Origin of the sequence: Enterococcus sp. 9E7_DIV0242, from assembly GCF_002140975.2 — a bacterium.
Lineage (GTDB): Bacteria > Bacillota > Bacilli > Lactobacillales > Enterococcaceae > Enterococcus_L > Enterococcus_L clewellii.
This window is the reverse complement of sequence record NZ_CP147247.1, coordinates 1,534,964-1,552,670: the sequence shown is the minus strand read 5'-3', so window position 1 is coordinate 1,552,670 and position 17,707 is coordinate 1,534,964. Positions and strand designations below refer to the sequence as shown.

General features: G+C 40.0%; 15 protein-coding genes. 11 read left to right on the top strand and 4 right to left on the bottom strand.

Translation table 11 applies throughout. From position 1 onward, the window contains the following. The first annotated feature begins 90 nt into the window (after positions 1 to 90). The 3 genes from mnmA to A5888_RS07235 all read left to right on the top strand — a co-directional run bounded on the left by mnmA (position 91) and on the right by A5888_RS07235 (position 4,163). Entirely contained in the window at positions 91 to 1,212 is a 1,122-nt protein-coding gene (gene mnmA / locus A5888_RS07245; RefSeq protein WP_086350404.1) for a tRNA 2-thiouridine(34) synthase MnmA, read from the top strand. Positions 1,213 to 1,393: 181 nt separating this feature from the next. Then, positions 1,394 to 1,762 carry a DUF1033 family protein gene (locus A5888_RS07240; protein ID WP_086350403.1) on the top strand — a complete coding sequence of 123 codons (369 nt, stop codon included), beginning with the start codon at positions 1,394 to 1,396 and terminating at the stop codon, positions 1,760 to 1,762. A 313-nt stretch (positions 1,763 to 2,075) separates the two neighbouring features. Beyond that, entirely contained in the window at positions 2,076 to 4,163 is a 2,088-nt protein-coding gene (locus A5888_RS07235; RefSeq protein WP_086350402.1) for a DNA topoisomerase 3, read from the top strand. A gap of 139 nt (positions 4,164 to 4,302) precedes the next feature. Here the strand turns inward: A5888_RS07235 and A5888_RS07230 are convergent, their stop codons facing one another. Next, positions 4,303 to 5,124 carry a VanW family protein gene (locus A5888_RS07230; protein WP_086350401.1) on the bottom strand — a complete coding sequence of 274 codons (822 nt, stop codon included), beginning with the start codon at positions 5,122 to 5,124 and terminating at the stop codon, positions 4,303 to 4,305. Positions 5,125 to 5,419: 295 nt separating this feature from the next. Here A5888_RS07230 and A5888_RS07225 point away from each other — a divergent pair, with 295 nt between their 5' ends. The 7 genes from A5888_RS07225 to rlmN all read left to right on the top strand — a co-directional run bounded on the left by A5888_RS07225 (position 5,420) and on the right by rlmN (position 14,019). Beyond that, a complete protein-coding gene (locus A5888_RS07225; RefSeq protein ID WP_086350398.1) occupies positions 5,420 to 7,822 on the top strand; it encodes an FtsK/SpoIIIE family DNA translocase in 2,403 nt (800 codons plus the stop codon). A gap of 363 nt (positions 7,823 to 8,185) precedes the next feature. Next, positions 8,186 to 8,602 carry a YjdF family protein gene (locus tag A5888_RS07220; protein ID WP_086350397.1) on the top strand — a complete coding sequence of 139 codons (417 nt, stop codon included), beginning with the start codon at positions 8,186 to 8,188 and terminating at the stop codon, positions 8,600 to 8,602. Between the two features lie 163 nt (positions 8,603 to 8,765). Next, complete coding sequence (locus A5888_RS07215; protein WP_339102019.1) at positions 8,766 to 9,467, top strand: GntR family transcriptional regulator; 702 nt, start codon at positions 8,766 to 8,768, stop codon at positions 9,465 to 9,467. Positions 9,468 to 9,631: 164 nt separating this feature from the next. Next, positions 9,632 to 10,006 (top strand): hypothetical protein, encoded by a 375-nt coding sequence (locus tag A5888_RS07210; protein ID WP_339102018.1) that lies wholly within the window; start codon positions 9,632 to 9,634, stop codon positions 10,004 to 10,006. Between the two features lie 164 nt (positions 10,007 to 10,170). Beyond that, a complete protein-coding gene (locus tag A5888_RS07205) occupies positions 10,171 to 10,920 on the top strand; it encodes an ABC transporter ATP-binding protein (RefSeq protein ID WP_086350400.1) in 750 nt (249 codons plus the stop codon). After that, complete coding sequence (locus tag A5888_RS07200; protein ID WP_086350399.1) at positions 10,910 to 12,739, top strand: FtsX-like permease family protein; 1,830 nt, start codon at positions 10,910 to 10,912, stop codon at positions 12,737 to 12,739. Before A5888_RS07205 ends, A5888_RS07200 begins: the two co-directional genes overlap by 11 nt. Positions 12,740 to 12,942: 203 nt before the next feature. Next, entirely contained in the window at positions 12,943 to 14,019 is a 1,077-nt protein-coding gene (gene rlmN / locus A5888_RS07195) for a 23S rRNA (adenine(2503)-C(2))-methyltransferase RlmN (protein WP_086350395.1), read from the top strand. An 81-nt stretch (positions 14,020 to 14,100) separates the two neighbouring features. On the opposite strand, the gene A5888_RS07190 is transcribed toward rlmN, so the two are convergent. The 3 genes from A5888_RS07190 to A5888_RS07180 form a co-directional block, all read right to left on the bottom strand. Continuing rightward, positions 14,101 to 14,628 (bottom strand): GNAT family N-acetyltransferase, encoded by a 528-nt coding sequence (locus A5888_RS07190; protein WP_086350394.1) that lies wholly within the window; start codon positions 14,626 to 14,628, stop codon positions 14,101 to 14,103. Between the two features lie 188 nt (positions 14,629 to 14,816). Continuing rightward, a complete protein-coding gene (locus A5888_RS07185) occupies positions 14,817 to 15,584 on the bottom strand; it encodes a DeoR/GlpR family DNA-binding transcription regulator (RefSeq protein ID WP_086350393.1) in 768 nt (255 codons plus the stop codon). Between the two features lie 13 nt (positions 15,585 to 15,597). Continuing rightward, positions 15,598 to 16,365 (bottom strand): hypothetical protein, encoded by a 768-nt coding sequence (locus tag A5888_RS07180; RefSeq protein WP_339102017.1) that lies wholly within the window; start codon positions 16,363 to 16,365, stop codon positions 15,598 to 15,600. Between the two features lie 205 nt (positions 16,366 to 16,570). On the opposite strand from A5888_RS07180, the gene ulaG reads away from it, so the two are divergent. Beyond that, entirely contained in the window at positions 16,571 to 17,635 is a 1,065-nt protein-coding gene (gene ulaG, locus A5888_RS07175) for an L-ascorbate 6-phosphate lactonase (protein ID WP_086350391.1), read from the top strand. The last annotated feature ends 72 nt before the right edge of the window (positions 17,636 to 17,707 follow it).

The following is a 17,707-nucleotide window of genomic DNA, read 5'->3' as shown; positions in this document are numbered from 1 at the left end:
TCAAAAAATCCTAGTATAATGAGTATCACTGGAAACAGCGACCTTCAAATCGTGGATATTTCAGAATCTATATGAAATGATGGTGATACAATGAAAGATAACGGCGAAACACGTGTTGTTGTCGGAATGAGTGGCGGTGTCGATTCATCAGTAACGGCTCTTTTATTGAAAGAGCAGGGCTATGATGTGGTCGGGATCTTCATGAAGAACTGGGACGATACAGACGAAAATGGTGTCTGTACAGCAACGGAAGATTATAAGGATGTCGCAAAGGTTGCTGACCAAATCGGGATTCCTTATTATTCGGTCAATTTTGAAAAAGAGTACTGGGATCGGGTGTTTGAATATTTTTTGGCGGAGTACCGTCGAGGTAGAACCCCAAATCCAGATGTGATGTGTAACAAGGAAATCAAATTTAAAGCATTTTTGGATTATGCCATGCAATTAGGTGCTGACTATGTGGCGACTGGTCATTACGCGCAAGTAAGCAAAGAGGAAGATGGGACAGTCCATATGCTTAGAGGTATAGATAATAACAAAGATCAAACCTATTTCCTGAGCCAATTGTCTCAAGAACAACTAGCAAAAACGATGTTCCCGCTTGGTGGGATGGAAAAATCTGAGGTTAGAGAAATCGCAGAACGAGCAGGCTTAGCCACTGCTAAGAAGAAGGATTCCACGGGTGTGTGCTTTATCGGAGAAAAGAATTTCAAATCCTTCTTGAGTAACTATTTACCTGCCCAAAAGGGAAACATGGTTACCGAAGATGGAGAAATCAAAGGACAGCATGATGGCTTGATGTACTATACGATCGGTCAACGTCAAGGACTAGGTATTGGTGGCGGAGGCAAAACACAAGATCCGTGGTTCGTTATTGGCAAGGATCTGGCAACAAATACGCTATATGTTGGGCAAGGTTTCCATCATCCGACATTGTATGCAACACATTTAGATGCCAGCGAAATCCATTTTACAACAACCGAAGATAAACCAAAGGAATTTCGTTGCACAGCAAAATTCCGTTACCGTCAGCAAGACGTACCAGTAACGGTTCGTTTGTTGGATGGAGATCGGGCAGAAGTGATTTTTGATGAACCTGTACGGGCGATCACACCAGGACAAGCAGTTGTATTCTATGATGGAATGGAATGCTTAGGCGGAGGCTTGATTGATCAAGCGTATAAAGAAGAAAAAACACTCCAATATATTTAAAGTGAAATCCATCGATTAAAAGCGATGGCAGATGGACCGGGCCCTTGTTCTTTACCGGGTTTCGGTTCTCTGTTTATTGTTATTTAATAAATAACCGTTGTTTTTTAACGGTTCAATTACTTGCAACTTCGAGTGGAACTGACTACAATAGCATTTGTACGAATTTAAAGAGGTGAAAAATGTGTACCAAGTGATAACAATGTACGGAGATAACGAACCATGGTGGTTTTTCGAGGATTGGCACGAGGACATTGTGGAAAAACAGGAATTTGACTGTTTGGAAGAGGCAGCTACATACTACCTGCAAAAATGGCAGGAGATTTCATCAGAATATACATATACAAGTGCTAAGCCAAACTATCTTTCTGCTTTCTGGAATGATGGGGATGAACGCTGGTGTGATGAATGTGATGAAGACCTCCAACAATATATGGGATTAGCGCTTTTACAAAATGATAAGCCGGTCGCATTTGAAAGTGTGAAAGATCTCTATGAAACCACCGATCAGTGTGGAAAACCAAAATGCTGCAAGAGTAGTCTTGTAAGATAAGTGAATAGGTGATGGCTGAGGCAATTTCTGCTTCAGCCATTTGCATATCCTGGACAACAAAGAATAATCAAGTTGATTTTATTTAGTTGGGCCGATTCATTTTTAGATTGAAAAAAATAGGTAATTTTTCCTCGGGGTTTGTTATAATACAGAAGTATATGTAAATTTTGTTGATTGAACCAGAACTGTCCTTTGATGAAAGATATACTAGAGGTCAAAGTTTGATTAAGCTCAGGCCGTCTTAGAGTGAAGATGGTTTTCATAAGCGTATGATTTAAATAGGATTTACAGAGAAAAAACAAAGGAGATCACTATGTCAAAAAAACAATTGATCATTGCTGAAAAACCTAGTGTAGCAAAAGATTTGAGCCGGGTTTTAAAAGCTAACAATAAAAATAAAAGTTATTATGAAGGTCCTACCGCGATTGTTACGTGGGCTTTGGGCCATTTATTAGGACTGAAAATGCCGGAGGATATCAATAAAGAATGGCAAAGCTGGCAGATGGAGACCTTACCGATGCTGCCAAAGCAGTTAGGAATCAAGCCATTACCTAAAACGGGTCATCAATTGAAAGCGATCAAGCAGCTGGCAAATCGTAAAGACATTGGTGAAGTGGTTATCGCGACAGATGCCGGACGTGAAGGGGAGCTGGTCGCTCGATGGATTTTAGAATATATTCGCTTCGATAAACCAGTCAAACGGTTATGGATATCCTCTCAAACAGATAAGGCGATCAACGATGGCTTTAAAAAATTAAGGCCGGCAAAAGAATACGACAATCTGTATTATTCCGCTTTGGCTAGAGCAAAAGCAGACTGGTTGGTGGGGCTGAATGTCACACGTGCATTGACGGTAAAATATCAGGATAATTTATCTGCTGGACGTGTTCAAACCCCAACACTGGCACTTGTTCGTGATCAGGAGAAGAAGATTGAAGCGTTTCGTCCACAGACTTACTTCACTGTCGATTTACTACATGAAAAGGAAAAGGGGCGACTGCAACAAAAAAATCAATTTGCTTTCAAAGAGCGGAATGAAGTGGAAAGCTTTGTGAAGGAGCTGAGTAAGCAAAAAGGAAAAGTCTCTGATATTCAGGATAAAATCAAAACGGAGCAAGCCCCACTACCTTATGATTTGACCGAGGTACAAAGAGACGCCAACCAACGCTATCAGTTTTCGGCGAAAAAGACGCTTTCACTTGTTCAGAGTTTATATGAGTTTCATAAAATCGTGACGTATCCGCGGACAGATAGTAAATATTTGACTACAGATATGAAAGCGACAATGAAAGAACGGTTACAGGCAATTAGTACTAGCTTCCCAGAAGCCAAAGCTTATTTGAAAAATGGTGGCAAGGTTGTTCAAGATAAAGTGTTCAATGATAGTAAAGTCAGCGATCACCACGCTTTGATACCGACAGAACAAGCCCCGAGATTTGAAAAACTAAGCAATGATGAACAGAAGATTTATCTTATGATCGTTAATCGCTTCTTAGGTCTTTTCGCGAAGCCGCATCGTGCCAATCAACGAAAAATCACGGTTCAGTTTGGCAAAGAGCAGTTTATCTTCCGTCAGAATAAAGTGGAAGAGGCTGGCTGGAAACAGGAAAAAGAAGATGCGATTGTTCGTGCGGATTGGAAGGTCGGCATGGTTGTTCCGGCGAATTTCACAATCAATAAGGAATTGACCGCACCGCCTAAAGCGTTGAGTGAAGGTAGTTTACTTGGTGCCATGGAGAAGCACAGTCTTGGGACGCCTGCAACGAGAGCTGAGATCATCGAAAAACTGATTAAATCAGAGTTGATGGAGCGAACACCACAAGGCTTACAGGTATCTCCGAAAGGTAAGCAGTTGCTTCAATTGGTCAATCCATCTCTTGTTACGCCAGAGCTAACTGAGAACTGGGAAAAAGCATTAGAGGACATTGCCAAAGGGAGGAAGAACAGCACGGCTTTCTTGAAAGAAATCGAAGCTGATACGAAACGTCTGGTCAGTGAGATCAAAAAAAGTGAAAGCAAATACCAGGATTTTTCGATTACGCAGAAAAAATGTCCGGACTGTGGCGAGAATTTAAGAGAGAAAAATACCAGAGATGGGAAAATTTATGTTTGTTCTAGTCAGGAATGTAGCTATAGAAGACGGAAAGATCCAAAAACAACCAATCATCGTTGTCCGCAATGTCACAAGAAGATGGTCATTATTGAAGGAAAAAATGGTGCCTATTTCAAGTGTAATAATTGTTCAATAAGCGAAAAAATAGAGGACAAGAAACAGCGTAGTAAGAAAATTACGAAGCATGAGGAACGTCGTCTGATGAAGAAATATTCTCAAAAGGACGAACCGGAAGAAAGTCCATTAGCAGCAGCATTAAGAGTTGCGATGGGAGAAACAAACGAATAATGTATAAGAGGTTGGGCCAGAAGCTTATTGTTGAAGAAACTGCTTCTGGCCCACTGTTTATTTGAATTTAAGTGTAGATAAGGCGTAGGAATTGAGTTATGTCCCAGCCACTTTAAAAATAGTAAAAGCTATTCAGACATCATTGATCGATGATAGTTAAATGAGAGGTGTCATAAACAACTTTTGCATGGTTGGTTTTGATCAGCTCTTTTTTTAGTGTATTTCCCGTTCGTTTTTCAATAATATGACGATAGATTTTTCCGTTACGATAAACAACCCCTTGCTCACGACTAAAATATTCATTTTCCACTTTGATATGGTAGCTGTAGGGCTGTTCCTTTTCTGCATAAAGCTCTCCATGCAAATAGGCTTCATCAATATAGGTAACCAGTTGATACGTTTGATCGGTCGTATTTTTAAACCGATAGTCCAAATAATTATAGACAATAGAAGTGCCGGTTCCAAACGGAATCACGCGTCCGAAATCAGGAAAAAGATCCAGCCCATCGTGATGGTGATGTTCAATGATTTCAAATGGTGTATGCAAGATGATCCAATGAATTAAGTTGGTGAACTGGCACATACCTCCTCCAACACCACTGATGGCTTCTTCTTTGCCAATCATTAGGCCCTCTTTATAACCGTCCTTGTCTCTACAAGGGCCTACCAGCTGCCAAAAAGAAAAAGTTTCCCCAGGTTTGATCAGAATACCTGAAACTTTAGGTGTGGACAGCGAAAGATTGACCACTTTATTATTTTGTAAGTGAAGATCGACATTTCCAAGTTTTCTTCGCATCAAGGACCGATGTTTATAAATAGAAACAGGCAAGTGTCGTTTTCTTTTTTCAGAAGCGAAAAGATGCTTGCTCAGTTTGTCATGAATCGTTCTACCTACTCTATTTTTTGCCATTGAAATTTTGTAAGTCGTTGGTGAAATTTCGCAAAACAATTTTCTTCCCATGGAACATACCCTCCAATTATTACTCCCCTTTTTCTACAATAGTATTACATGGTATTACAAATAAGTCAAATGTATTACTGTAATGTTTCTTTGTTTGTAATATTAATAAAAATTTTACTCTATTTTTTGCTTAGTGCAATAAGGATAGAGAGCAATTTTTCCTTGTCATGCCAAATAAAATAGAACAGATACTTGATTTTTTTCTAATTGAATGTAAAAACGAATGGGGGTACTTTTGTTCGGCTTATTTTTTAGGTATAATGGAAGTTATTGGAAAGAGGAAGAGGGGGCAAAAATGGCGCAGAAAAAGAAAACCAAAAAGCAACAGAAGCAGCAAGAACAGCTGCGTTATATTTTTATAGGAATATTCTTTGTATTTTTTGGTTTATTCGGAGTATTGAAATTAGGCTTCTTAGGAGTTTTGATTGCTAACGGATTGCGTCTGGTTGTTGGAAACACTTATTCAGCAGCAGCGATCCTATTAATGTTATATGGTTTTTCTCTGATTCTATTTGGAGATAATTTTCCAGTAAAATCGCCTCGGAAGGTTATTGGCGGCGGACTGATTTATCTTGGTGTTCTGCTATTTATTCAGGCCTATTGGTTCAGGAATATTGGCAACGGCAATCCAAATATATTCAATACAACATGGGATTTTCTGAAGATGGATCTGACTAGAAATGTTGTTCAGGAAAATGTCGGTGGTGGAATGGTCGGAGCTGTTCTGTATTCAATGACGCACTTTCTGGTTGCACAGCTTGGGAGCTATTTGATTGCTGTATTACTTATTGCATTAGGTGGCTATATGATTAGCATGTTGGATTTTCAACAAATTCTTGACGGTATTCAATGGTTTCGTAACGCGTTGGGACGCTTGTTTGCTAAAAGTGATGAACGACTCTCCGCACAATCTGAAAAGCGGGCAGAAAAAAAGAAGTTAAAAGAAGCAGCGAAACAGGAACGTGCAAAAGAAATGGCCGAGCAATGGTTGGAGAAAAATCAGGTGAGAGAGCATACGCCGGGAGAACAGCTGGCGAAATCTGAAAGAGAGCAATTCGATGCTCCCGAGCAAGAGCCGGAGCAATTGACGTTGGTACCGATCGACAGTTTCCAAAATCAGGAAGCGGGCTTCTATGAAGAGTATTATGAAGAGAGCCAGCAGCCAATGGAACCAGAGCTGTCTGATCAGTATGAAGACAATACTGACTTGGAATTTGAAATCTCAGCTGAGACAGAAGATAGAGATTATCAGTTACCATCACCGAACTTACTGGATTCGATTCCGGCAACGGATCAAAGTGATGAGTATCAGAAGATAGAGAGCAATATTGGGGTTCTTGAGCAGACCTTCCGGAGTTTCAATGTAGATGCCAAGGTCGTCAAAGCAAGTCTGGGTCCATCTGTAACTAAATTCGAGATTCAGCCGGCTGTTGGTGTGAAGGTCAGTAAAATCGTTGGTTTAACTGATGATATCGCACTTGCCTTGGCTGCCAAGGATGTACGGATGGAAGCTCCGATTCCCGGTAAATCCTTGATTGGGATCGAAGTACCAAACAATACAGTGAGTACTGTTTCTTTCAGAGATATTGTTGAAGCGCAACCGAGTCATCCGGATAAGTTGTTGGAGGTGCCATTAGGAAGAGACATTTCCGGAATGGTACAATCCGCAGATTTAACGAAGATGCCGCATATGTTGATTGCCGGATCTACCGGTAGTGGGAAATCAGTTGCCATTAACGGGATTATTACAAGTATCTTGATGCGGGCCAAACCTCATGAAGTAAAAATGATGATGATCGATCCTAAAATGGTTGAGTTGAATGTCTATAATGGCATTCCTCATTTATTGACACCTGTTGTAACGAATCCGCGTAAAGCCGCTCAGGCATTGCAAAAGGTTGTTCAGGAAATGGAATTTCGTTATGAGAAATTCGCTGCAGCAGGGGTTCGAAATATTTCAGGCTATAATAATCTTGTGATTCAAAAAAATCTGGAGGACGGTGATAATCGTCCGATTCTACCATTTATTGTTGTTATCGTAGATGAGTTAGCCGATTTGATGATGGTTGCCAGTAATGAAGTGGAGGATGCAATCATTCGATTGGCGCAAATGGCACGGGCGGCTGGTATCCATATGATTCTTGCGACGCAACGACCAAGTGTAGATGTTATTACAGGAATCATCAAAGCGAATGTACCGTCGCGAATGGCTTTTGCTGTTTCAAGTGGTACGGATTCACGGACAATTATTGATAGTAACGGTGCAGAAAAACTATTGGGACGAGGAGATATGCTGTTTCTACCGATGGGTGAGAACAAGCCGATACGTATACAGGGCGCATTTATCTCAGATCAAGAGGTTGAGCGTGTCGTTGCATTTGTTACGGAACAGCAAGGAGCAGATTATCAGGAAGATATGATGCCGACTGAAGAGATTGCCACAAGTAGCGGCGGGAGCGACAACCCGCAGGATGAGCTGTATGGAGAAGCGAAAGCTTTGGTGGTTGAAATGCAGACAGCAAGTATCTCATTATTGCAGCGTAGGTTTAGGATTGGCTATAATCGTGCTGCTCGTTTGATTGATGAGCTAGAGGAAAATCATGTGATTGGGCCGTCTGAAGGAAGTAAGCCTCGTAAAGTTTTTGTTGAGGCAGAGCCAGAAGAGGAAATGCCGGAGCATGATCCAGATCAACTGTAAACCAGTATATACATGTAAATTAGAAAAGACTGAGGGTCTAATGAGACACTCAGTTTTTTTGTGTTTTAGTTGATTAAAAATTTGTAGATGAGATCGAATTAGATGTCTGTTATAACAGGGAATTTGCTTTTCAAAGAGGTCTTGGTTATCTATTTTTTACTTTTAGGTTATTGAAAAGATTAGTTGCTCATTTTTTATGAAGAAAATGGAATTAACGGAATTGCAATCCTTCTCATTTATTGTATGATTAGTATAAGGGCATAAAAACACGTTTTGGTTGGTAGTACAAAAGCATAATTTGTCAGTAACCTTCCCTCCTGGGTCGTCCATTGTTCTTGTTCTATTTTAAGGAGGAGGTACACAATGGAATTAACGATTTATTTTGATGGGCAGTATTGGAGTGGTTTGGTAGAGTATCAAGATGCAGAAGGGCGGCTGCGTGTGCATCGTCATGTGTTCGGCAGTAAACCGAAGGATCAGGATGTTGAGCGTTTCATTTGTGAGCGCTTGCCGGAGATTATGGAGACAGATTGGCATAGCGAGATCAAGGGTGAAGAAAAAGAACGAACAACAATCAACCCGAAGCGAATGCAACGCCTGCTTCAAAAACAGAAAAACAAACCGTTGTTGTCAACAAAGGCACAGCTTGCAATTGCAGAGCAGCGAGAAGCGTTAAAGCAAGAACGAAAGCATACGACTAGGAACCAAAAACAAGAGAAGAAGCAGGATATTTTTGAAAAGAAGCGGCAGAAGCGGCTGGAAAAAAGAAAAGGTCATTGATGGGTTAACTGTGATGGAACATTAAGTATTGAAGCATTGATTTTTGCTTGAATAGAGGAAAGTAATTTGAGAAAGCACGTTTTAAGGGGAGTATAGATTTTCAATGAAGTATTGATAACTAGCAATAGCTTTGTTGATCAAGTAAAAATTGAGGTGGAAGAAGATGAGAAGAAAAAGTGTATTGTATATGGATGTGGCCGAGCAGATTAAAGCGGATATTTTAAGTGGAAAATATCCGGTAGGATCTTTATTGCCGACAGAATCAGAGCTTGAGGAGCTTTTCGGCGTCAGTAAAATTACCATTCGTCGTGCTATAGAAATATTGGCAGACGAAGAGCTGTTGGAAAAAAAGAGCGGAAAAGGGACCACTGTGCTGAGTGACCGCCCATACAACAAAATTTCCAAAGCAGGTACATTTACAGAGTATCTGCATGAATCAGGGCTTGATATCGTCAAAAAGAGTCTCCAATTGGAGCTGATTGATTTGCCGAAAGACTCTGCTGCATATGACTGTCTCGGAGCAGAAGCAGTGAAGTTTTCAAGGCTGTATTTACTGGATGATCGTCCCTATATCTATTTTAATTATTTTCTTCCAAAAGAGCTTTCCGATGTATCCATTGAAAAATTTAGCAAGGACTCTTTGTATCGAATTCTTGATCAACATAGTATTGAGATTTTCCGATTTGAAGACAGTTTTCAGATTGTTGAATTAACAGCGGAACAACAAGCTTTATTGGATACGACTGAGAAAATGGCTATGAAGCGAATCCGTCGTTCGTTTGGTAAAAAGAATCAAGTGGTCGAATTTTCAGAGGCTCTTTATAACACTGCAATGCATCCTTATGTTATTGAATATGAGGCATAGCGCAGGTCTGTCTCTGAGAATTTCTGGAAACATTGAATCTGAATAGACTGAAAAAAGGACTTGGGCATGTGTTTACAGCTTAAGTTCTTTTTTAGGGTAAATAATTAGTTATGGCAGGAATTAACAGACCAAATACACTAAAAAAGATAGGGAGGAGCTTATTTATGGCAACATTTCGCAAAATAGTTGTGGATGGTAAAGCATATCTGTGGAAATATTCGTTTGATGATTATGACTATCAGAATGATTCTGCTCTTATTATTAAAAGTGCTGATAAACAAGGAAAATTGCTCATCAATTTTCGAACGGGTAATTGGGATCATGGGTATTGTCCATTCAATAGAGGGGTTCCTGGGATTTATATGGGTGAGCCTGTAGTCATCAATTTAAATCAACCGCGTTTTATTATGGAAATTATTTCTTTTTCAATGAAACACCTCCAACTAAATCAGTTATCAAGAACAGTAGAGCTGAATAATGGGATAGAAATTCTTAATGAGCTAGGCTACACATTTGACTATGAAAAACGTTGGGATTGAGTGAGTAAAAAGGATTCGTACTAGTATCTTGACCAAGCATGCCTCTATTCAAGCTATAAAGAGTAGGAACATGACAAAAATGTAAGTCAGCTGTTATCTGTATCAATTGTCCAGCTCGTTTCTTTCTTTTAGAATATAGGAGAAAAGAAATGGAGTGGAGATTAATGCTTAAAATTGAAAATTTATCAAAGACCTATGGGGATGAAATTAAATATCAGGCCTTAAAAGGTCTTAACCTTACAGTGAATGATGGTGAATTTATCGGAATTATGGGGCCTTCCGGAAGTGGGAAAAGTACATTCTTGAACCTCGTGGCTACGATCGATCAGCCGACATCAGGAGAAATTGTATTGAATGACAAGAACCCTCACAAGATGGATCAGGAAGCGATCGCAAAGTTTCGAAGAAGAGAACTGGGCTTTGTATTTCAGAACTTTAATTTAATGCCGACGTTGACAGTAGAAGAAAATATCATTTTACCTTTGACGCTGGATGGGGAAAAAATTTCAGTGATGAAGCGTAAATTAAACGATCTTTCCGGACGATTAGGGATTGAATCTTTACTGAAAAAGAGAATTGCTGAAATCTCTGGTGGACAGGCACAACGGGTGGCAGTTGCCCGAGCGATGATTCATCAACCCCAATTGCTTTTAGCGGATGAACCGACAGGAAATCTGGATACAAAGTCGTCTAAAGATGTTATGGGTCTTTTACAGCAGTTAAACAGAGGGGAACGAGCTACGATTTTAATGGTGACTCATGATCCTCTTGCAGCAAGCTATTGCCAACGCATCGTGTTCATCAAGGACGGACAACTGGTCAAGGAGATCAGACAGTTAAATGGTCAAAAACAGTTTTACGATGAAATCATGGTGAATCTGGCGGAGATTGAAGGTGTCGGCAATGAATTTTAGACAGTTTGTTATTCGAAATACGATGAGGAATAAGCGACTCTACATGGCCTATTTCCTCAGCACCTTGTTTTCGGTTATGGTGTTCTTTACCTTTACAGGGTTTGCCTTCCACCCGGCATTATCGGATGGATTGAATGCCAGCGCCCAAAAAGGGATGCTCGCAGCTGCAATCATCATTTACGGCTTTTCCTTCTTCTTTGTTCTTTATTCGATGGATGTGTTTATTCAATCGAGAAAAAAAGAATTTGGGCTATTGATGATTCAAGGAATGAGTCCCAAGCAGCTAAAACGAATGGTGTTTATTGAGAACTTAGTGATCGGCTTTTTCGCAACATTTGTTGGTAGTATTGCCGGAATCTTCTTCTCTCAGTTTATCTTGTTTGTCAGCAACAAGCTGATTCATGTCAATCTGGCCTTTTACTTTCCGCTACAGGCATTGATCATTACAATCGTCTCGTTTGCGCTACTTTTTTTCGCTATCTCTTTCTTTATACAGTTCCGTTTGCCAAAACTTAGTCTGCAAACGTTATTGAAGGCCGGAGACATGGGAAAAGGGTCGCTCAAGGGATCATTTGTTAAAGGTGTGTTGGCCATTCTTTTGATTGGCGGAGGCTATGGAATAGCTTTATTGGTACCGGGGCAATTGGTACCGATCGTGATGATTCCCGTTATCTTTTTAGTCGTTGTAGGAACGAGATTCTTATTCAATCAGTTAAGTGTTTGGAGCATCGAGAAACTGAAAAGCAGTCAAAAGATATTTTGGAAAAAAACCAATATGGTGGTCTTTTCCGATTTAGCGTTTCGGATGAAGGACAATGCACGTTCTTTCTTTTTAGTGTCGATCATTTCGACTGTAGCCTTTGCGGCAATTGGCACACTTTACAGCTTCCAACAAATGATTCTTGAATCGACAGATAGTATGCCGTATGAGTTTCAATTGTCGGGAGAGGAAGCTGAGGTTGCACCAATACTCAGTGAATTCTCTGATTTATTAGACCAAAAAGGGGTTCAGACAGAGCGAGGCGACTATAAAATTTATACGGATCAAAATCAAGTGAGCTATATTAAAGAAAGTGAATACAATCGTCTGGCTCAAATAGCGGAACAACCATCGATCCAAACGAATGGGCAAGCGGTTCAGTTGATTTTCGATACACAGTTCAGTGGTGCTGGTGATGCTGGAAACATAAATCAGGTTGTCCTTCCTGATCAGCAAACACTGCCAGTTGCCAGAGCTGAAAAAGAGAAGGTGCTCTCTCTCTTTGGTACAGCGGTAGTTGTGCCTGATGAAATGAATCTTGATGGAACAACCTACACTGTTGGTACGGTTTGGGAGCCAAAGGATATTTCACGTGAGGAAATGATTGCGCTGGGTAAAACGCAAGATGGCAAGTATCAGTTCACAGGGAAAACCTACATGGCACAATCTATTATAGATAGCTATAAACCAATTCTGTTTGTCGGTGTCTTCATCGGTATTGTCTTCTTCGTTTCTGCTGGCAGCTTCCTGTATTTCCGCTTGTACAGTGACATGGATGTCGATATAGAGAAGTTCAAAATGATTTATAAATTGGGCCTAACCAAGAAAGAATTGAAGAAAATGATCAATCAGCAAGTAGGGATTCTTTTCTTTACACCAATCATTGTTTCAGTGATTCATGGAATCGTTGCTTTGAGTGCTATGTACCACATCTTCAATCAGACGATGCAGCTGGCAGGCTGGCAAGTCTTAGGAGCATTTATCCTGATTCAGGTGGTGTACTATTTGATTGCCAGAATCTTTTACTTCAAAAAGGTTTATCAAATGGTTCAGGCTTAACCAGACTATATATCCTATAATACTAGATAGTAACTAGATGATTTTTCGAGTAGATAGATCAGAACAATTTTCTTTTGGAGGATTGTTCTGATCTTTTTCTTTCCATGAAAACTCTATGAAAATTTAATCTGACTCTTGTTGCATTGGCAAAGAGAATGCGTTATAGTAATGAAACGAATGTCTTGAGGAAAAGAGGAAAATAAGTGGAAAAGATCTCCATCTATGGATTTACTAAGGAAGAATTGATCAACTGGTTTATTGAACATGGTGAAAAGAAATTCCGTGCGACACAGGTATGGGAATGGCTGTATATTCAGCGCGTTCGCAGCTTCAGCGAAATGACCAACCTATCAAAACAGCTGATCACGGTATTAGAAGAAAACTTCATCATCAACCCATTAAAGCAAGTGATTATTCAAGAATCACAGGATGGAACAGTAAAGTATCTTTTTGAGCTTCCCGATAAGAACATGATCGAAACTGTGCTGATGCGTCAGGAATACGGACTATCTGTTTGTGTGACAACACAGGTCGGCTGTAATATTGGCTGTACCTTCTGTGCCAGTGGGTTACTGACAAAACAACGTGATTTGACTGCCGGAGAAATCGTTGCTCAAATCATGGAGGTTCAGCATTATTTTGATGAACGTCAGGAAGATGAACGTGTGAGTCATGTGGTTGTTATGGGAATCGGTGAGCCGTTTGACAACTATGATAATTTGATGGGCTTTTTACATGTCATCAATGATGCGAAAGGCCTGGCAATCGGTGCCCGTCATATTACTGTATCAACAAGCGGTTTAGTGCCGAAAATCAATGAGTTTGCAGAAAACGGTTTACAGGTCAATCTGGCCATTTCACTCCATGCACCAAATAATGAAGTCAGAACATCGATCATGCGAATCAATCGCAGCTTCCCAATTGAAAAATTGATGGCGGCAGTTGATAATTATATAGAAAAAACCAATCGACGGATTACGTTTGAATATATCATGTTGAAAGAGGTCAATGACCGTCCGGAGCATGCTCAGCAGTTAGCGGATCTTTTGAAAAACAAGAAGAAGCTGACTTATGTCAATTTGATTCCATACAATCCGGTTAGTGAACATGATCAGTACAGTCGCAGCTCAAAGGCCGATGTGTTGAAATTCTACGATGTCTTGAAGAAAAATGGGATCAACTGTGTGATACGTCGGGAGCATGGTACGGATATCGATGCTGCTTGCGGGCAGTTAAGAAGCAAGCAAATCAAAAAAGAAAAGAAGGCAACTGCAAAATAGCCTTCTTAATTAGATAAAATAAAGAACTGTTGCGACATTCTGGAAAGTATATCCGGAAATGACACAGCAGTTCTTTTTTATTCAAAGGACTCTTTCATAGAGTTTAAAACGGTCCAAACCATGTTCGCTAAGACCTAGATCCACCGTGTCGACGTAGTGGAAGCCGCATCTTTCGTAGAGTCGTATGGCAGGCTCATTCCGTCTATACACATCTAAGCGAATCGCCTTCATTTTTTTATCTTTAGCAAGCTCACAAGCAGCCAATAACATTTGTTCACCGATTCCTTGATTGGAAAAATCTGGATGCACGACAAACGTATGGACTACCAATATTTCTTTACTCGTTGCTTCAATCGCCCAAGTTGCTTGGTCATAGGCTGGTTCAGGATGATGGTTAAGAATGATTGTTCCTATGATTTGCTCATCTTTTCGGACAATATAAAGATTTTTTTCCTTGATACCGGTAATGGCAGTTTCTCTAACCGGATAGAGGTTCTTTTTCCAACCGGGGTGATTGGTGTGCTGATTTAAATAGTCGATTGTTGTATCGTATAGCTGATCTAGTTCATCTACGTCTGCCTGATTGGCGAGTGCCAAATGAATCGTCATAATAAAATCAATCCCTTCAAGAACAGCTTATTATGGAGTAATCGGCTGTTTTTTTCTGTCTAGTATACAGGAAGTTTGACAGCTTGGGTATCAGAATATGGCAGAATTGAGTATAGCGCAATCTAAAAGACGCAAGGAATAAAAAGGTGAAAAGTTGCCCTCTTTATTTCTTACGTCTGTTTTAGCTACTAAATTTCAATTTGAATGACATGAACACCGGCTTTTTCAAAGGACTTGATGGCTTCAGGTGGTGCAAAGCTGTCGGTGATCAGATAGTCGATATCCTTGATATTGCCGCTGGTGAAATTTGAAGAAAAGCCTATTTTTCGATAGTCTGCAACAACAACGACAGGACCTTTGGTTCGTTCAATAATTAATGAATTGATTTTAGCTTCGTGTAATACGGGTGTGGTGATACCATTCTCAAGACTTAACCCAGAGCAGCCGATGATTGAAATATCCGATGACATCTTAGAAAAGGATTCAATCGCGATATCACCAACAAGAGCTTCTTTAGGAAAGCGAATCTCGCCGCCAGACAAGATAACCGTAGAATTTGGGTGATGATCGATACTTGCTACCTTTACATTATTGGTGACAATCGTCACTCGCTTTTCCTCCAGTTTTTTTATTGCTGATAGAGCAGTGGAGCTTGTATTAATAAAGAGAGTATCCCCTTCTTTAACGAAGGCCGCTGCTCGTTGTGCGATTAGACATTTCAAGGCTTCCAGCTCTTTGTTGTAAATTTCGCCGTTTTCTTTTTGGATAATTTGTGCTTTGCCATGCTCTCTGAGGATCAAGCCCATCTTTTCCAAAGCGGTTAGATCACGTCGAATAGTAATTTCAGATACTTGCAGAGCTTCGCTGATTTCTTTAACCGAAACAGTCAATTTTTCCTTCAATAAATCAATGATCTGTTCACGCCTATCTTGAATCATTTTATACGAACTTTTCATAGTTTTTCTCTCCTTATGCCCCAACAGTTTTTATATGCAATGTGGTTCCGATTAACCGCGCTTCTTTTATCAATCGATTTCCCTCAGCTAGATGTCCGGCAGCAAGCTGACTACGCCCCATCATGTAAAAGAGATACGCCTGTTCTCGATTATTCAAAAGGGTGGTATCGACTCTTTCAAATGCTTCAACACTTTTTTTATTTCTTCCTTGTAAATAAAATTTGATTCCCTCGATCTCCTCCCAAGAATAGAGTCCGCTAAGCTGTTTCTTTTTCAGCTGTTTTAGCTTAAGAAGGGCAGGTAGCACTTGCTCTGCCTGTTCGTGCTGGTTTAGGAAGTAATAGCAATGAAGCTGTGTATGATAATAGATAAATAAATAATCATAGGTGGATCGGAAAAATGCTTCGTGAGCAGCCAAATGGTTCAGACAGCCTTGATAATCCCCTTTATCCAACAGCAGTAACGCATCGAAAATGTAAATAGAGCGTCTAAAACCATGGAAAATATCCTTTTCTATCAACTGTTGCTTCAACGCTTCGGCTTGTGGAATGGAACAGTCCATTGCTAATGAATAGATCATATGATCGTATTTTCTTTTCAGATATTCAAAGAGTAAAACAACACTTACAACAATTGCTCCAATGACTGCAAAAATAAGCTTTGCTCCAGTTTGTTCTGTTGTAATGACTAATTTTACAATATATAGAACAAAAATCAAATAAACACACCACAGCATCAGTTTTTTTCCACTATAAATACTTGTCCAGAATATTTTTTTCATTTCCCTCACCTCACAGGTAATAATAGCATAAAACAATCTTAAAATATATTCTTAATAGTTAAACGATCGATAAAAAGACTTAAAAATATATAAACGATCGTAAAAAGTTCTGATGATCGTAAAAATAGATTGAAAACGGTTTATTTTATTGTAGAATAAAAATGTAAACGAAATCTGAATAGAATCAAAATAATGGAGGTAGCATATGGCAACGATTCATGATGTAACAAAAGAGAGCTGGATTTTAAGTACTTTTCCAGAATGGGGAACTTATTTAAATGAAGAAATCGAACACGAAGAAGTGCAGCAAGGGACAGTAGCTATGTGGTGGCTGGGCTGTACAGGTATCTGGCTGAAATCTCATGAAGGAACCAATATTCTTTGTGATTTATGGTGCGGCACAGGAAAGCAAAGCCACGGCAATGGCAAGATGAAAAAAGGACATCAGATGATGCGCATGAGTGGTTGTGAAAACATGCAGCCGAATTTGCGGACACAGCCTTTTGTGATCGATCCTTTTGCAGTAAAGGATGTTGACGCACTGGTTGTCACACATATTCATTCCGATCATTTGGATATCAACACGGCAGCCGCTGTGCATCAGAATTGCCCGGATGCACGGTTTATCGGACCGAAAGAAGTAGTCAACACTTGGCTGAAATGGGGGATTCCAGAAGAGAAAACGGTGATCGTTCGCCCGGGGGATCGAGTGGCTGTAAAAGATATCGAGCTTGTTGCATTAGAAGCGTTCGATCGAACAGCATTAGTTACCTGTGAAGATCCAGACGTGACATTGAGAGGAAAAATGCCTCAAGATATGGACGAAATCGCAGTGAATTATCTGTTTGAAACATCTGGCGGCAATATCTATCACGCAGGAGATTCTCATTACTCAAATATGTTCGCCAAACATGGCAATGAGCACACGATTGATGTCTGTCTAGGTGCCTATGGAGAAAATCCTCGCGGGATTACAGACAAGGTAACCTCTGTGGATATGTTGAGAATGGCAGAATCATTAAATGCAAAGGTTGTTATTCCGGTACATTACGATATTTGGGCAAACTTCATGGCTGATCCGAAAGAAATCACTGAGATTTGGAAATTCAAAAAGGATCGTTTGAACTATCAATTCAAGCCGTTTATCTGGCAGGTTGGTGGAAAATTCACTTATCCGAACGATAAAGACAAGCTGGAATTCAACTTCTACAGAGGGTTTGATGATGTCTTTACGGTAGAGAATGATACGCCGTTTCCTTCATTTTTATAGGAGAGAAAGTGGTGGAAATAGTGTGAGAAACTAAAAATCGAGAGGACAGCTAAGATGAAGGTTGGTTTTAGC

What these genes read in the sequence shown, in the direction of transcription:
- mnmA (WP_086350404.1), top strand. Translation starts at nt 91, where the DNA reads ATGAAAGATAACGGCGAAACACGTGTTGTTGTCGGAATGAGTGGCGGT.
- A5888_RS07235 (WP_086350402.1), top strand. Translation starts at nt 2,076, where the DNA reads ATGTCAAAAAAACAATTGATCATTGCTGAAAAACCTAGTGTAGCAAAA.
- A5888_RS07230 (WP_086350401.1), bottom strand. Translation starts at nt 5,124, where the DNA reads ATGGGAAGAAAATTGTTTTGCGAAATTTCACCAACGACTTACAAAATT.
- A5888_RS07225 (WP_086350398.1), top strand. Translation starts at nt 5,420, where the DNA reads ATGGCGCAGAAAAAGAAAACCAAAAAGCAACAGAAGCAGCAAGAACAG.
- A5888_RS07220 (WP_086350397.1), top strand. Translation starts at nt 8,186, where the DNA reads ATGGAATTAACGATTTATTTTGATGGGCAGTATTGGAGTGGTTTGGTA.
- A5888_RS07215 (WP_339102019.1), top strand. Translation starts at nt 8,766, where the DNA reads ATGAGAAGAAAAAGTGTATTGTATATGGATGTGGCCGAGCAGATTAAA.
- A5888_RS07210 (WP_339102018.1), top strand. Translation starts at nt 9,632, where the DNA reads ATGGCAACATTTCGCAAAATAGTTGTGGATGGTAAAGCATATCTGTGG.
- A5888_RS07205 (WP_086350400.1), top strand. Translation starts at nt 10,171, where the DNA reads ATGCTTAAAATTGAAAATTTATCAAAGACCTATGGGGATGAAATTAAA.
- A5888_RS07200 (WP_086350399.1), top strand. Translation starts at nt 10,910, where the DNA reads ATGAATTTTAGACAGTTTGTTATTCGAAATACGATGAGGAATAAGCGA.
- A5888_RS07190 (WP_086350394.1), bottom strand. Translation starts at nt 14,628, where the DNA reads ATGACGATTCATTTGGCACTCGCCAATCAGGCAGACGTAGATGAACTA.
- A5888_RS07185 (WP_086350393.1), bottom strand. Translation starts at nt 15,584, where the DNA reads ATGAAAAGTTCGTATAAAATGATTCAAGATAGGCGTGAACAGATCATT.
- A5888_RS07180 (WP_339102017.1), bottom strand. Translation starts at nt 16,365, where the DNA reads ATGAAAAAAATATTCTGGACAAGTATTTATAGTGGAAAAAAACTGATG.
- ulaG (WP_086350391.1), top strand. Translation starts at nt 16,571, where the DNA reads ATGGCAACGATTCATGATGTAACAAAAGAGAGCTGGATTTTAAGTACT.